Genomic DNA, 15,292 nt, shown 5'->3' with positions numbered 1-15,292 from the left:
GTCCCAGCCGGAACTTCAATGCGCGATTGAGGTCTCAGTATGGTATCAATCAGGAAACTCCGTCAGTTCCACGCAAAATCATGTGTTGGGCAAGCCAATGAGAAAATTGTGATGCGAAAATTCATTGCCGCGCGAATCATCTTTGCCGCGAGCGCGCTCGCGACAGGTGTGAGTTCTGCCGGACATGCGCAGGATATTCCGGGCATCGAAATCTGCACTGCAGAAAAGGCGATGGATCGACGGACATCATGTCTGCAGAGCAATATCGATTTCCTGCAGAAGACGATGACCAAGCAATCGCTCGATCAGCAGCAGAAGCTCGATGCGGCGAATCGGCAGATCCAGGCGCTGAAGGCTGCGCTGATCTCGCAGCAGGGCCTGATCGACGAACTCAAGGCGTCGCAGGCGAAACTTGCGGACGAGCTGAGGAAGAAGGCCGATGCGCCGGCCGCCAAGGACGCGGCGCCGGCGAAGCCGGCCGGCAAATAGTACGGCCCGCAGCGCAACAACGATCAAGCGCATGTGGATCTCCGCGCGCAGGATCGGGCGCTTCGACAGGAGAGAGGCGTGTCCACCAACCCGGCCCAGAAAGCGCTCTGGTTCATCGAGAGCCATCTGTCGGCGCCATTGACGCTGGATGAGGTCGCGGCCATCGCCGGCGTGTCGCGCTTCCACATCGTGCGCGCGTTCGCGGCGGCGACCGGCGTCTCGGTGATGCGCTATGTCAGGCTGCGCCGTCTCAGCGAGGCGGCACGGGCTCTTGCCTCTGGCGCACCCGACATTCTCAGTCTCGCGCTCGAGGCTGACTACGGCTCCCACGAAGCGTTCACGCGCGCGTTCCGCGACCAGTTCGGCGTCACGCCGGAAGCGGTGCGCGCCCGTGCGCGCCTCGACGGCCTCGCACTGCAGGAGCCGATCCTGATGGACCAGACCCCGCTCGATGATCTCGCCGCCCCACGCTTCGTCACCGCGCAGCCGCTGCTCGTCGCCGGCCTCGGCGACCGCGTCAGCGTCGACAATGGCGCCGGCATCCCGGCCTTGTGGCGTCGCTTCAACGAGATCGTGGACGAGGTTCCGGCGCGCCGCGGCGTGGTGGCTTATGGCGTGTGCTGCAACGGCGACGATGCCGGCAATTTCGACTATATCGCCGGCGTCGAGGTGGCCGATTTTTCCGACCTGCTTCGGACCTTCAGCCGCGTGCGGGTTCCGGCGGCGACGTTCGCCGTGTTCACCCATGCCGGCCACGTCTCGTCGATCCGCCGCACTGTACACACGATCTGGAATCGCTGGTTGCCGCAGTCGGGCTATGAGGTCGCCGATGCGCCGAACTTCGAGCGCTATGACCAGCGTTTCGACCCGCTCACCGGCAATGGCGGCCTGGAAATCTGGCTGCCGGTGATCCGCTAAACATCGCGCGCGGTACCAACTTGCGTCGACACGCTGCAAGCGTCTCCCTCAGCAGGGCTGCTCTGCGGTCTCGCGCTCAGCCGCTTGCTTGGCAAGCCGTGGCGGCTTTGCGATAACCTCACGCCTAACAACCATGCGCCGCATGCGCGGCGACGAAAGCGGGAGGTCGTCCGATGTCCGACATGCGCGTGCTCGCCACAGATCTGGAATTTCCGGAAGGGCCCGTGGTGATGCCCGACGGCTCGGTGGTGCTGGTCGAGATCCGCGGCAAGCGCCTGACGCGGGTGTTTCCCGACGGCCGCAAGGAGATCGTGGCGCAGATTCCGGGCGGGCCGAACGGCGCAGCCCTCGGGCCCGACGGCAAGATCTACATCTGCAACAATGGCGGCTTTTCCTGGATTCCGACCGGCAAGATGATCATGCCGGGCCCACAACCCGAGGACTATCTCGGCGGCTCGATCCAGCGCGTCGATCTGCAGAGCGGCAAGATCGAGACCGTCGTCAGCCGCTGCGGCGAGCACGCGCTGCGCGGGCCGAACGATCTGGTGTTCGACCGTCACGGCGGCCTGTGGTTCTCGGACCTCGGCAAGCGCCGCGCCCGCGACATGGACGTCGGCGCGTTCTATTACCTCAAGCCCGGCATGAGCGAGATCGTCGAGGCCGTCCACGGCATTCTGCCGGCCAACGGCATCGGGCTATCGCCGGACGAGAAGACGGTCTACATCGCGGAGACGCCGACCGCGCGTCTCTGGGCCTACGATCTCGCCGAGCCCGGCACCGTGAAGCCGCGCGAGGTGATCTATCGCGGCGAGCGCGGCCGCCCGATCGCGGGGCTCGGAGGCTACCAGATGTTCGATTCGCTCGCGGTCGAGGCGAACGGCAATGTCTGCGTCGCCACGCTGGTGACCGGCTGCATCAGCGTGATCGCGCCCGACGGCACGCTGGTCGAGCAGGTGCCGACCGGTGACCGGGTCACGACGAACATCGCCTTCGGTGGTCCCGAGCTGAAGACGGCCTACATCACGCTGTCGGGCAGGGGTGAGCTGGTGGCGATGGACTGGCCGCGACCGGGCCTGGCGCTGAATTTTCTGAACAAGTGACGCTCTACGTGATAGTTCCGTCATCGCGAGCGCCAGCGAAGCCATCCAGGGCGGCACATGCGACTCTGGATTGCTTCGTCGCTCGCTCTCCTCGCAATGACGGACACTGCTGATGCCCTTTCTTGAACCAGTCACCCTTCGCGGCCCGCATGCGAGCCTTGTGCCGCTGTCGGCGGACCATCACGACGCGCTGGTCGAGGCCGTAAGTGACGGCGAATTGTGGAAGCTGTGGTACAACGCAGTTCCGAAACCCGAGACCATGGCCAAGGAGATCGAGCGGAGGCTCGGCCTGTTCGCCACGGGAAGCATGCTGCCGTTCACGGTGCTCGATGCCGACGGCCGTGTCGCCGGCATGACCACCTACATGAACGTCGATGCCGCCAACCGCCGCGTCGAGATCGGCTCGACCTGGCATGCGAAACGGGTGCAGCGCAGCGCGCTCAACACGCAGTGCAAGCGGCTGCTGCTGGCGCACGCCTTCGAGGCGATGGACTGTATCGCCGTCGAGTTCCGCACCCATTTCTTCAACCACCAGAGCCGGCGCGCCATCGAGCGGCTCGGCGCCAAGCAGGACGGCATTTTGCGCAGCCACCAGATCGCGCCGAACGGCACGCTGCGGGATACCGTCGTCTACAGCATCACCGCGGCCGAATGGCCGACCGTGAAGGCGCATCTCGACTACCAATTGAATGACAAGCCGCGCTGACCGCGCTATGGCCGCTTGCCGCCTCGCGCGGCTGATGATGACGAGACCGGGACGAACGACCAGATGGATACCTTCGACTATGTGATCGTGGGCGCCGGCTCCGCCGGCTGCGTGCTGGCGAGCCGCCTCAGCGAGGACCCTGAGGTCACGGTGTGCGTGCTGGAGGCGGGGCCGCGCGACTGGCATCCCTACATCCATCTGCCCGCCGGCTTCATCAAGACCTTCTACATGAAGAGCATCAACTGGGGCTATCAGCAGGAGCCGGGGCCGTACACGGCGGGACGCAGCATCTACGCGCCGCGCGGCAAGACGCTCGGCGGCTCCTCCTCGATCAACGGCCATGTCTACAATCGCGGCCAGCGCCAGGATTTCGACACCTGGGCGCAGATGGGCAATCGCGGCTGGAGCTATTCCGACGTGCTGCCGAATTTCAAGCGCATGGAGAAGCGCATCGGCGCCGGCGAGGACCAGTATCGCGGCCGCGACGGCAACCTCATCGTGACCACCATGGAATGGAAGGACACGCTGTGCGAGGCTTTCATGGATGGCGCTGTCTCGCTCGGTATCCCGCGCAACCCGGACTACAACGGCGCCATTCAGGAAGGCGTCTCATACGTCCAGCGGACCATCCAGAACGGCCGCCGCGTGTCGTCGGCGACCGCATTCCTGCGTCCGGCCAGCAAGCGGCCGAACGTCGAGGTTCGCACCCACGCCCATGCCACCGGCGTTGTGCTGGAAGGCAAACGCGCGGTCGGCGTGCGTTACAGCCGCGGCGGGCGCGGCGGGGCGCCGGTCGAGGTGCGCGCGCGAAAAGAGGTGATCCTGTCCGGTGGTGCCTACAACTCGCCGCAGCTCTTGCAGCTCTCGGGCATCGGCGCGCCCGCGCTGCTGCAGGAGCATGGCATCGAGGTGCGCCATGCGCTCAACAGCGTCGGCGAGGGCCTGCAGGACCATTACGCGCCGCGCACGGTGGCGCGTGTCAAGAACATCAAGACCGTCAACGAGCTCGCGCGCGGCCTCAATCTATGGGGCGAGGCGCTGAAATGGGCGGTGACGCGGCGCGGCATCCTGTCGCTGTCGCCGACCATGGTCTACTGCTTCTGGCACTCCGGCGAGACCGCGGAGCGCTCCGACCTGCAGCTCACCTTCACGCCGGCGAGCTACAAGGAGGGCGTGCAGGGCCAGCTCGAGGACGAGCCCGGCATGACGGTCGCTTCCTGGCAGCAGCGCCCGGAGAGCCGCGGCTACGTCCGCATCCGCTCCGCCGACCCGTTCGCGCCGCCGCTGATCCAGACCAACTATCTCACCGCCGAGCTCGACCGCCGCGTGGTCGTCGCCGGCATGAAGCTGGCGCGCCGGCTGCTGGCCTCGGCCCCGCTCGCGCCGTACTACGCCTATGAGGATTTCCCGGGACCGAAGGTGAACAGCGACGACGAGTTCCTGGCCGCGGCGACGCAGCGCGCCACCACCACCTTCCATCCCGGCTGCTCCTGCCGGATGGGCCCAGCGGACTCGACCTGGGCAACGGTCGACGACCAGCTCCGCGTCCATGGTCTCGAGGGCCTGCGCGTCGCCGACGCCTCGATCATGCCGCGCATGATCTCCGCCAACCTCAACGCCGCGACCTTGATGATCGGCGACAAGGCGGCGGACCTGATTTTGGGCAAGGCGCCGGTGGCGGAGAGTTTGTCGGCGTAGTTGGGGCCGTCGCCGCTTATCGTTCGAGCCCGTGTCGTGCCGCACGACCAGTGCGCCCCCCTCCCCCTTGCGGGGAGGGGGCGGGGGTGGGGGTCCCCGGGCGCTGAACTAAGTTGCAAGCTCACGTTCGGCAGATGGGCTTCGGCGTGAGCATTGACTTCGCCCTCTACGATTTAGTCTGTCTCGCGCGCGTTCAATCGCACATCATTGACAGTGGGACTCGTGGACCCCCACCCCCGACCCCTCCCGGCAAGGGGGAGGGGAGTGCACCGCCTGCGCGGCAGACTATGCTTCCGATCACGAGCTTGACTACTTCACCAGCCTGAATCTCCCGCCCTCGACCTTGATCAGGAACGCCGAGCGCTCGTCGTAGCCGTTGTGGTCGGTCGGGCTCATGTTGGAGAGGCCGTTGTTGAGATAGACGTCCTTGCCGTGCTCCAGTTCGTCGCGCAGTGCGGCGCGAAACTCTGCGGTGCCCGGCTTGGCCGCCTTCAATGCGCCCGGGATGGCGCGCTTGAGCAGCGTGGCGGTGTCCCACAGATGTGCGGCGAAGATGTTCGGCTTGTCACCATTGGCGGCCAGATAGGCTGAAACGAATTCGTCATTGGCGCGGCGGAACGGATCCTCCGCGGGGAGGTCGTCGGCGATCGAGAACGCTTCGCCGGCGAACACCGCGCCCTCGACATTCTCCTTGCCGAGCTTGATGAACTCCTGCGTCGCGACGCCATGGGTCTGGAAGATCCTCCCCGCATACCCGCGCTCGCGCAGCGCCTGTTGCGGCAGCACCGCCGGCGTGCCGGCGGAGGCGATGAACACCGCATCCGGATTGGTGGCGATCACCTTGAGCGCCTGGCCGGTGACGCTGGTGTCGCCGCGCGCATAGACCTCGTGCGTCGTCACCGTGAGCCCGAGCTTCGGCGCCAGCTTCGTCACCTCCTGATAATAGCCCTCGCCATAGCCGTCGGACACGCCGATGAAGCCGAGCGTCTTCACCCCGGTCTTGGCGATGTATTTGAGCATCGCCGCGGCCATGATGTCGTCATTGGGCACGACCTTGAATGCCCATTTGCGCTTGTCGTCCATCGGCTGCACGATCGCGGTCGAGGCCGCCAGCGACAGCAGCGGCGTCCTGCTTTCGAGCGCGACGTCGAGCATCGGCATGGTGACCGGCGTCAGCGAGGAGCCGATGATGACGTCGACACCGTCCTGGATCACCAGGCGGCGCGCGTTCTGCAGTCCCTTCACGCTGTCGGATTCGTCGTCGAGCGCGATGTAGACGATCTTCTCGCCGTCGATCTCCTTCGGCAGCGCAGCCACCGCCTTGATCTGCGGCTGCCCGAGCGCCGAGCCGGGCCCGGTTGCGGACACCACGATACCGACCTTGATGTCGGCGCACGCGGGCGAGCCGAAAGCCATCGTTGCAGCAATTCCGATCGCCGTGAGCGCGGCTCTCATCGCATATCCTCCCCGTTGAGCGTGCTCGGCGCGTTGACTGGCCGAGACTTTGGCCGATGAGCGTAGCCGGACCGGCGGCCTCGTGTCTGTCCCCGTGGTTGGTGACGCAGGGCGCGGCGCTTCCAGCCAGGGCGGGTTGCTGCTAGGTTTCGGCGAACAAAGAGATCCGGGAGGAACGCATGGAGGCTCAGGAGCCTGGCATCGAGGCGGCCGGTGCCGTCGGCGCGATGGTGCTCGCGATCGGACAGCCCGCATTTCCGCAAGTCCTGATCGAGACGTTGCGCATCGTTGCCGATGTCGGCCACTGCATGGTGTTCGCCTTCGAGGACCAGCGCTCGGCGCGCTGCCTGCTCAGCACGGGGAACATCGCGATCGGGCCCGACCTCGGCGCGGCCTATTCGGAGCACTTCCACATCGCCGATCCGAACCGGGATACGATCTTTCGCGAGCGCGCGGAGGCGCGCCACATCCTGCTGCCGAACTTCGCGCGCCGCATGTACCCGAAGGGCTACCGGAAGCTGTTCTTCGAGGACTCCGAGATCGTCGACAAGGCCGCCACCGCGATCTGGGTCGGCGAGCACTGCACCTACGTGAACTTCTATCGCACTGCTGCCCAAGGCGGTTTTGCGCCCCACGAGCGCCAGCGCATCGCCGCGGTCGCCCCGATCGTGGGGGCCATCGTCGCGCGTCATTGCCAGGATCGCGCTGCCGCGATGGATCCGGCCGACAGATTTGCTTCGTTGTTCGCCGCCGGCGGACCGCTGTCGGTCCTCACCGCGCGGGAGAAGGACGTCTGCCGTCGCATCCTCGAAGGCTTCACCTCCGAGGCGATCGCCGGGGCTCTCGGCATCGCCCTCAACTCCGTCTTCACCTATCGCAAGCGCGCCTATGAGAAGCTCGGCATCGCCTCGCAGAACGAGCTGTTCGCGATCGCCCTCCGCCTGATGACGACACCGCGGCCGCTGAACTGAGCGAGGGGCTCGCCCGCTGTCACCCATCGCCGGGACAGACGTTGCCGGAGCGTGCGGCTAGCCTGCGCCGTCAGAACCGGAGACCGAGAGTGAGCACAGCACCGCATTTCGACATCGATACCGCCGCGTTCTGGGCCGATCCCTATCCGGCGCTGGCTCGCATGCGCCAGGAGACGCCGATCGCCTTCGTGCCGCAGCTCGGCAGCACGCTGTTGTGCCGTCGCGACGACATCTTTGTCTCCGAGAAGCAGATCGACGTCTTCAGCTCACATCAGCCGCAGGGCCTGATGAACCGGCTGATGGGCCACAACATGATGCGCAAGGACGGCGCGGCGCATATGGCCGAGCGCCAGGCGATCGCGCCGGCGGTGTCGCCGCGCGCCGTGCGCGTGCACTGGCTGGCGCAGTTCCAGGCCCACGCCGACCGGCTGCTCGATGCGCTCGACCCGGCGAGGGATGTCGATCTCGTCGGCGATTTCGCGCTGCCGTTCTCGGCCGAGTGCCTGAAGCTGATCACCGGCCTCACCAACATGCGCTTCCAGGACATGAATGCGTGGTCGCAGGCAATGATCGACGGCATCGCCAACTACACCGGGGATCCCGCGGTCGAGGCGCGTTGCAACGCCGCGACATCAGGCATCGACGCTGCCATCGACGACATGCTGCCGGTGCTGGAGAAGACCCCGAACCAGAGCCTGCTTGGCGTGATGCTCGCCACGCAAATGCCGATGGAGAGCATCCGCGCCAACATCAAGCTCGCCATCTCGGGCGGCCAGAACGAACCGCGCGACGCGATCGCCGGCACGGTGTGGGCGCTTTTGACGCATCCCGAGCAGCTCGCGCTGGCCATCCATGGCGAGGTGCGCTGGCTCCAGGTGTTCGAGGAATATGCCCGCTGGATCTCGCCGATCGGCATGTCGCCCCGGCGCATCGCCAAGCCCTGGACGATTCGCGACGTCGCCTTCGAACCGGAGGAGCGCGTGTTCCTGATGTTCGGCTCGGCCAATCGCGACGAGGCGCATTTCACCGACCCCGATCGCTTCGACATCCGCCGCGACGTCTCCAAGAGCATCGCCTTCGGCGCAGGCCCGCATTTCTGTGCGGGCGCCTGGGCCTCGCGCGCGATGATCGCCGACGTCGCGCTCCCGACGCTGTTCGCGCGGCTCAAGAACCTGCGCCTGCGTGACACCGAGCCGGTGCGCATCGGCGGCTGGGCCTTTCGCGGCCTGCTCAATCTGCCGGTGACCTGGGACGCGACGCAGGATTGATCCTCGCCGCGGCCCTTGCGGGGGGGCGCCGTGCTCAGGCGGCCTCTACGCCCTGCCTGCTGCGATCGCCTGCGCCTCTGCGGCTGCGCGCTGCATGCTGGACGACATCTCGCCGGTGACCGTGCTCTGCTCCTCGACGGCGGCGGCGGTCGAGGTGACGTATTCGCTGACGTTCTGGATCTCGACCTTGATCGCGTTCAGCGCATTCACGACCTCGCTGGAGATCCCGTTCAGTCCGGCGATCTCCGCGCCGATCTTGTCGGTGGCGGCCTTGGCCTGCGTGGCGAGATTCTTGACCTCCGACGCGACCACGGCAAAGCCGCGGCCGGCATCGCCGGCGCGCGCCGATTCGATCGTGGCATTGAGTGCCAGCAGGTTGATCTGCCCGGTGATGTTGCCGATCAGCTCGACGATGCCGCTCATCGCCTGCGTCGCCTCGCTCAGGCGCTTGGCCTGCGAATCGGCGGAGGCGACCCGGTCAGCCGCCCCCATCGCGGTCTCGCGGGACTTCGTCATGGCCTCGGAAATCTCGCGCACCGAGGCGTTCAATTCCTCGGCACCCGCGGCGACGGACTCCATCATGCCGCGGACTCGCTCATTGCCCATCCGCACCAGCACTTGCTTGGTGACGTCGGTGGCGTATTTCACGACCTTGAACGGCTTGCCGTTGAGGTCGAGGATTGGATTGTAGGAGGCCTGAATCCAGACCTCGCGACCGCCCTTTCCGATCCGCTTGTATTCCGCGGTCTGATATTCGCCGCGGTTCAGGGCGGCCCAGAAGTTGCGGTAGGCCGCACCGTCGCGCTCTGACGGATCGACGAACATCGAATGATGGCGGCCCTTGATCTCGGACAGCGTATAGCCGAGCGCCTGCAGGAAATTGTTGTTGGCGTCGATGATGGTGCCGTCCAGTTCGAACTCGATCACGGCCTGCGATTTGCTGATGGCGGCGATCTGTCCGGCGAGATCGGCATTCCGAAGCTTCTGAGCGGTCACGTCGGTGGCGAACTTGACGACCTTGAAGGGCTTTCCGTTCTGATCGAACACCGGATTATAGGACGCCTGAATCCATACCTCCTTGCCGCCCTTTCCGATTCGCTTGTATTCCGCGGCCTGATATTCGCCGCGGTTCAGGGCGGCCCAGAACTCGCGATAGGCGGCACTGTTGCGCTCCTCCGGCGAAACGAACATGCTGTGATGTTTGCCCTGGATCTCCGGAAGGCTGTAGCCCAGCGCATTCAGAAAATTGTCGTTGGCGGTGACGATGGTGCCGTCCAGGTTGAATTCGATCACGGCCTGTGATCGGCCGATGGCCGCGACCTGAGCGCTGTAGTCGAGGTTCTGCAGCCGCACGCTGGCGTCGGACCACTCGACGACCGTTCCGGCGCGGCTTCCGTCCGGGTGCTTCAAGGGCTGCGCGATCAGATCGAACGTCCACTTGCCGATCTTGATGGTGGCCCGGTGCTCGGAGGCGAGGGCCTGCAGCATGCGGCGCTGGTGGGTCGGGTCCTTGTGGAAGACGTCGATGTTGGTGCCGATGAGGCCGTCGACGCGGAAGTTCGGCAACTGCGTCTTGAGATCGGCCTCCGCCTCACGCATCAGCGCCCGTACCGCCTCGTTCATGTAGACGATGTTGAGCTTGTCGTCAGCGACCATCACCTTCGCGGTGATCGCGTTTGCGGCCAGGGCGGCCAGGGATGCGGCGTTGTTCTTGCGGCCAAACATGATGGTCTCCTGTGCAAACGATCACGCCAGCGATGTGCACATCCTCGTGATCACGCGGTAGTTGCTGTGATCCAGAGACGGCGCTGACTGCGATCATTCCTGAACTCGATGATTCCCGTAAATTCCCGGGGGCTTTATTCAATCTAACAGCTCGTCAGTAAGATTCGGTTAGGCAGCAATCTGCAGAGATGTTCTGATTGTGCAGGAATGGCCGTGAATCTGCGGGGCGTGTTCAAGTGTCGCAGGGCCGGGATTGCCTTAGATCACGATCGACATGATCCTCGGCGCTAGGCTCCAACCAGATTGGATGGTATCGGCTTCGACATGCCAGAGAAGGACATTGCCGAAGTCATCGCGGTGCCGAGGGTGTTTCTCGACAGCCTCGGCATCGGCATCTCGATCGTCGACAGTGCAACGGGACATATCCGGTTTGCGAACGCCGAATGCTGCCGGATCGTCGGATACACGCTGGAGCAGCTCAAGACCGGTGGGCTGACCTTTGTCGATCTGACGCATCCAGAGGACCGGGAGCGCAATCGGCTGCAGCACGACAAGCTGCTTGCAGGCGAGATCGCGACCTATCAGCTCGACAAGCGCTATCTCCAGCCGGACGGAAGCGTCGTGTGGGGACGCGTGACCGTCAATCCGGTCAGGGACGCCAGGGGCCGCCTGAAGTGGTTCTGCGCCGTGGTCGAGGACATCACGACAACCAGGATCCTGGAAGAACAGCTTGCAGCCGCGGAGAAGCTCGCTGGGCTGTCGACGTTCAACCTGATCGTCGATGCAGACGAGTCCAAGGGAGATTTTCCGCCGGCGTCGCCATCGTCGCTGCGCGACATGTTGTGCCACGTGCATCCCGAGGATCGGAACGGGCTCGAGCAGGTCATCCGTCGTGCGATCATGAAGCGAACCGGCTACACGCGCGACTACCGGGTGCTTGGCAAAGCCGGTGCGGTGCGCTGGGTCCGTGGCATGGCGACCTCCGTCTACAGCCCGTCCGACGGACGAACCCATCTCGTCGGCGCGACGATCGACGTCACCGCGGATCATCTCGATCGCGATAGCCAGGTGCCGGAGTCCATTCGCAGGATCCTGGAACACATTGAGACGAACTGGGATCAGAAGATATCGATCCAGCAACTCGCGGTTCGCTACGGCGTCAGCCCCCGCACGGTCTATCAGTACTTCGCGAAGAGTGGTGTGTCCTTGGCCGAGAAGATCAAGCTGACGCGAATCCAACATGCGCACCGCATGCTGTATGATGCGAAAGCGGGTGACACGGTGACGTCGATCGCCCTGCGATGTGGCTTCAGCAATCCGGGGCATTTCGCCAGGGAGTATCGAAAGATCTATGGTGAGACGCCGTCGGAAAGTCTGAGGCAGGCGTCATTGCCGCCGGCGGCGCGGGGTGAAGCCGCCGCTGCTCCGTCCGCCCGCTGATCGTCAGCCGACCTTCACGGCATCACGTCTGGATGGAGCACCGGCCAGATGTGCCCGACGGGCAATCTCCGCATGCTTCGTATGCGCGAAATGCCCGTCGGGTTAGTTTGCCGCAGCCGCGCCGGCTTGCGTCGTCGGGCAAATCAGACCGATGGTCTTGCCCATCCCGCCTCGAGCAGAGGGACGTACGCGTCGTCACGAACGTGGAGGTGGGCTGCGATGGACGTGACGGCTGTGCCAGACGAGCGCAGGCGGCACGGACGGCGAAGTCGTGTGGTCCTGGCCTCTCGACGCTGAGGTCAAGTCCGTGGTCGTTGCTTGACGGCACGCGCGGGCGATGGGGGCAAGAGAGCCGATCCCCAGGGAGAGCACGAAGGACACCGTTAAAACCGTTGCGCGGGGAAGGCCGGGTCTGTCCGGCTGTACCTGTGGTACCTGCCGCCTGCATTCTTTTGAGCAGGCGGGCCACGGGCCTCAGCCGAGGTCCGGCCTTCCTCGCGCCCTCTCGTTGTTCAGGAGGGGCATGATTGCCGCATCACCTGGGCCTCATGGGCGGCGGGAAGGCGGCGTCGTGTCTTATGGGATGTCTCGGGCACAGTGTGATGGAAGGCGCCAACCGCAACCTCAGCCGTCGTCCCGGCCTTGCGCCGGGACCCATAACCCCAGGAATTTGTGTGAGGCACGCTGGTGGATCGATTTCGCTTCGCCACCATGGCCGGTGGCCATGGGTCCCTGTGTCTGGAAAGTCTGCCATGATGATGGTGGGCGGGAAGCCGTTGGGTCCTTGGCGCTAGACGCCGTGAGCCGGCTCGGTCTCCCGCCCGTTCCATTTATCAACCTGAACAGTTGCACGAGGCTGCGCCAACAGACCTCGCATCACAGGGACAGGCACCGTGATCGTACCTTTTCGTTGCGTCGGAATCGACGTTTGCAAACCCTATCTCGATATTTTTGATGAAGCCGTGGGGGCGCCGGAGCGCATCGCCAACGGGCCACAGGCCATCACACAGCTGGTGGCGCGTTGGGGATGCGATGTTCTGGTGGTCTTTGAGGCCACGGGTGTCTACGACCTCGAACTGCGCGAGGCCCTGCGTCGGGCGGGCATCCGCTTTGCGCGGATCAACCCGGCTCGAGCTCGCGATTTCGCCCGCGCCAGCGGCCAACTCGCCAAGACCGATCCGATCGACGCGCGAACGCTGGCAGCCTTTGGGCGCGCCATGCAGCCAGCCACCGAGCAGGCCATGACGCCTGCCCAAAGCGCCCTCGCCAGGCTTGCAAAACGGCGGGATCAACTGGTTGCCATGCGCGCCCAGGAAAAGAACCGCCGCAGCGAGGCCGAGGACCGCGCCATGGCCGAACGCATCAGCCGCCTGATCGAGGTCCTCAATGACGAGATCGTCGAGATCGAGGCCGAGATCAACGCGCTCATCAAAGCCGAGCCGGTGCTTGCGGAGCAGGCACAGCTGATGCGCTCCGTGCCCGGTGTGGGACCCGTCGCCTGCATGCAACTCATCACCCAGATGCCGGAACTCGGCCATCTCGGGCCAAAGGAGGTAGCCGCTCTTGCGGGCCTGGCTCCCTTCAATCGCGATAGCGGGGCGTATCGTGGCAAGCGCAAGATCGGCGGCGGCCGGAAGCGTGTCCGCGACGCCCTCTACATGGCCGCCCTCAACGCCGTCCGCCGCGCCGATCGCTTCAAGATCTTTTACAACCGTCTGCGCCAAGCCGGTAAACCCGCCAAGCTCGCCCTCATCGCCGTCGCCAGGAAGCTTCTAACCATCCTGAATGCCATGATGCGCGACCGAAAACCTTATGCGATCACTCCATCAACATAACAGTTGCCGGCGCAAGGCCGGGACGACACCGGTCGTGACGCGCGAGCTCTGGCAAACGAGACATCGACCGGCGCCACCATCGCGGTTCGCCTTACGCTTCCAGCGCCGTCCTGATCATGCGCGCGAGATCGGCGCTGACATACGGCTTTGCCAGCAGCAGCACGTCGGCATCGAGCCGGCCATGATGCACGATCGCGTTCTCGGTGTAGCCAGATGTGTAGAGCACCTTCAGTCCGGGGCGGCGCTTCTCGGCCTCGATGGCGAGCTGCCGGCCGTTCATGCCGCCGGGAATGATGACGTCGGTGAACAGCAGGTCGATGCGTTCCTGGCTGTCGATGATTGTCAGCCCATCGGCGGCATTGCTGGCCGACAGCGTGCGATAGCCGAGACGGCGCACCTGAGCCACGACGTAGTCGCGCACCAGCGCATCGTCCTCGACGATCAGGATGGTCTCGTCGCCGCGCGCGACCGCCGGCCGGCCGGGCTCTGCGGCCGGCGTCTCCGGCAGTCCGGCGGCGCGCGGCAGATAGAGCTTGACCGTCGTGCCGTGGCCTTCCTCGCTGTAGATCTTGACGTGGCCGTTCGATTGCTTGACGAAGCCGTAGACCATGCTCAGCCCGAGGCCCGATCCCTTGCCGACGTCCTTGGTGGTGAAGAACGGCTCGAACACCTTGTCGAGCAGTGGAGCCGGAATGCCCTGGCCGGTGTCGCTGACCGCGATCATGACGTAGCTTCCGGGCTTGGCGTCGCGGTTCAGTTGCGCGTAGTGCTCGTCGAGCGTGACGTTCTTGGTCTCCAGGGTCAGCTTGCCGCCGTCCGGCATCGCGTCGCGCGCATTGAGCGCGAGGTTGAGGATCGCGGTCGACAATTGGCTCGGATCGATCAGCGCCGGCGCGCTGTCATGGGCCAGCATCGATTCGATCTCGATCTGCTCGCCGAGCGTCGGCCGCAGCAGACGGCCGGCCTCGACGATGAGCGCATTGATGTCGGTGGCGCGCGGCTGCAGCGGCTGGCGGCGCGAGAAGGCGAGCAGGTGCCGGGTCAGATCGGCGCCGCGCTCGGCGGCGGCGCTGATCATGCCGGCGATGCCTGCGAGCTGGGGCTTGTCCTTGACCGCATCGGCAAGGATCTCGATCGTCCCGGTGATGACGGTCAGGATGTTGTTGAAGTCGTGCGCGACGCCGCCGGTGAGCTGGCCGATCGCCTCCATCTTCTGCGCCTGACGGACCTGGGCCTCGTTGGCCTCGATTTCCTGGAATCGCCGCACCATCGCTTCCGCGGCGCGGCGCTGCCGGATCTCCTCCTCGAGCTGCGCATAGGCCTTCTGCAAGGTGATGCGCGTCGGCAGCACCAGAAGCTGCGGCAGCATCTTGATCATGATGACGATGATTCCGATCGAGGTGACGCCGAGAAAGACGTTGATGACGTCCGTGATGGTCGAGGTCGGTACCCAGAGATCGACGATCGCAAGCAGGCGGGTGACCCCGACGACGGCCACGAAGGTCGCAAGCGCCCCGACGATTCCGCGGAACATGACGTCGCGCCAGCGCCGCCGCAGGAACGTGCCGACGACGAAGGCGATGGTGAAGAAGGCGCTGGCGATCAGTCCGTTGGATACGACCTGCAGCCATGCCCATACCGACGCTCCCTGCAGACCCGCCGCTTGCACCGTCAACGTCGGCATATG

At 65.2% G+C, this 15,292-nt stretch carries 12 protein-coding genes; 9 read left to right on the top strand and 3 right to left on the bottom strand.

Translation table 11 applies throughout. From position 1 onward, the window contains the following. Positions 1-111: 111 nt before the first annotated feature. The 5 genes from QX073_RS23390 to QX073_RS23370 all read left to right on the top strand — a co-directional run bounded on the left by QX073_RS23390 (position 112) and on the right by QX073_RS23370 (position 4,911). Positions 112-489 (top strand): hypothetical protein, encoded by a 378-nt coding sequence (locus tag QX073_RS23390; RefSeq protein WP_315718055.1) that lies wholly within the window; start codon positions 112-114, stop codon positions 487-489. Between the two features lie 78 nt (positions 490-567). Continuing rightward, positions 568-1,407, top strand: a complete 840-nt coding sequence (locus tag QX073_RS23385; protein WP_316226439.1) for an AraC family transcriptional regulator — start codon at positions 568-570, stop codon at positions 1,405-1,407. 173 nt (positions 1,408-1,580) lie between these two features. Continuing rightward, complete coding sequence (locus tag QX073_RS23380) at positions 1,581-2,507, top strand: SMP-30/gluconolactonase/LRE family protein (RefSeq protein ID WP_316167551.1); 927 nt, start codon at positions 1,581-1,583, stop codon at positions 2,505-2,507. Positions 2,508-2,619: 112 nt separating this feature from the next. After that, the gene (locus QX073_RS23375) at positions 2,620-3,213 is read left to right on the top strand and encodes a GNAT family protein (RefSeq protein ID WP_316226438.1); all 594 of its coding nucleotides are present in this window, start codon (positions 2,620-2,622) and stop codon (positions 3,211-3,213) included. A gap of 63 nt (positions 3,214-3,276) precedes the next feature. Then, the gene (locus QX073_RS23370) at positions 3,277-4,911 is read left to right on the top strand and encodes a GMC family oxidoreductase (protein WP_316167553.1); all 1,635 of its coding nucleotides are present in this window, start codon (positions 3,277-3,279) and stop codon (positions 4,909-4,911) included. Between the two features lie 309 nt (positions 4,912-5,220). On the opposite strand, the gene QX073_RS23365 is transcribed toward QX073_RS23370, so the two are convergent. Next, complete coding sequence (locus tag QX073_RS23365) at positions 5,221-6,366, bottom strand: ABC transporter substrate-binding protein (protein ID WP_316226437.1); 1,146 nt, start codon at positions 6,364-6,366, stop codon at positions 5,221-5,223. Positions 6,367-6,545: 179 nt separating this feature from the next. Here QX073_RS23365 and QX073_RS23360 point away from each other — a divergent pair, with 179 nt between their 5' ends. Further along, positions 6,546-7,337, top strand: coding sequence for a helix-turn-helix transcriptional regulator (locus QX073_RS23360; RefSeq protein WP_315718060.1), 792 nt, complete (start codon positions 6,546-6,548; stop codon positions 7,335-7,337). Positions 7,338-7,426: 89 nt separating this feature from the next. After that, a complete protein-coding gene (locus QX073_RS23355) occupies positions 7,427-8,605 on the top strand; it encodes a cytochrome P450 (RefSeq protein WP_316226436.1) in 1,179 nt (392 codons plus the stop codon). A 45-nt stretch (positions 8,606-8,650) separates the two neighbouring features. Here the strand turns inward: QX073_RS23355 and QX073_RS23350 are convergent, their stop codons facing one another. Next, positions 8,651-10,330, bottom strand: coding sequence for a PAS domain-containing methyl-accepting chemotaxis protein (locus QX073_RS23350; RefSeq protein WP_315718062.1), 1,680 nt, complete (start codon positions 10,328-10,330; stop codon positions 8,651-8,653). Between the two features lie 324 nt (positions 10,331-10,654). Here QX073_RS23350 and QX073_RS23345 point away from each other — a divergent pair, with 324 nt between their 5' ends. Together QX073_RS23345 and QX073_RS23340 are read left to right on the top strand one after the other, a co-directional pair. Continuing rightward, positions 10,655-11,770: a PAS domain S-box protein gene (locus tag QX073_RS23345; protein WP_316226435.1), complete on the top strand. Its 1,116-nt coding sequence runs from the start codon at positions 10,655-10,657 to the stop codon at positions 11,768-11,770. A gap of 893 nt (positions 11,771-12,663) precedes the next feature. Further along, positions 12,664-13,605, top strand: a complete 942-nt coding sequence (locus QX073_RS23340; protein WP_315751903.1) for a transposase — start codon at positions 12,664-12,666, stop codon at positions 13,603-13,605. A 91-nt stretch (positions 13,606-13,696) separates the two neighbouring features. Here the strand turns inward: QX073_RS23340 and QX073_RS23335 are convergent, their stop codons facing one another. Beyond that, on the bottom strand, positions 13,697-15,289 hold the full coding sequence (locus tag QX073_RS23335) for an ATP-binding protein (protein WP_316226434.1): 1,593 nt from the start codon (positions 15,287-15,289) through the stop codon (positions 13,697-13,699). Positions 15,290-15,292 lie beyond the last annotated feature (3 nt).

This window comes from Bradyrhizobium sp. SZCCHNS3052 (genome assembly GCF_032484495.1).
Classification (GTDB): Bacteria; Pseudomonadota; Alphaproteobacteria; order Rhizobiales; family Xanthobacteraceae; genus Bradyrhizobium.
Note: the sequence above shows the minus strand (reverse complement) of the source record. Positions and strands in the feature narration are given on the sequence as shown.

Excerpts from the sequence above, each read along its gene's own strand:
- QX073_RS23345 (WP_316226435.1), top strand. The coding sequence starts at position 10,655 with ATGCCAGAGAAGGACATTGCCGAAGTCATCGCGGTGCCGAGGGTGTTT.
- QX073_RS23370 (WP_316167553.1), top strand. The coding sequence starts at position 3,277 with ATGGATACCTTCGACTATGTGATCGTGGGCGCCGGCTCCGCCGGCTGC.
- QX073_RS23380 (WP_316167551.1), top strand. The coding sequence starts at position 1,581 with ATGTCCGACATGCGCGTGCTCGCCACAGATCTGGAATTTCCGGAAGGG.
- QX073_RS23360 (WP_315718060.1), top strand. The coding sequence starts at position 6,546 with ATGGAGGCTCAGGAGCCTGGCATCGAGGCGGCCGGTGCCGTCGGCGCG.
- QX073_RS23335 (WP_316226434.1), bottom strand. The coding sequence starts at position 15,289 with ATGCCGACGTTGACGGTGCAAGCGGCGGGTCTGCAGGGAGCGTCGGTA.
- QX073_RS23350 (WP_315718062.1), bottom strand. The coding sequence starts at position 10,330 with ATGTTTGGCCGCAAGAACAACGCCGCATCCCTGGCCGCCCTGGCCGCA.
- QX073_RS23390 (WP_315718055.1), top strand. The coding sequence starts at position 112 with ATGCGAAAATTCATTGCCGCGCGAATCATCTTTGCCGCGAGCGCGCTC.
- QX073_RS23365 (WP_316226437.1), bottom strand. The coding sequence starts at position 6,366 with ATGAGAGCCGCGCTCACGGCGATCGGAATTGCTGCAACGATGGCTTTC.
- QX073_RS23375 (WP_316226438.1), top strand. The coding sequence starts at position 2,620 with ATGCCCTTTCTTGAACCAGTCACCCTTCGCGGCCCGCATGCGAGCCTT.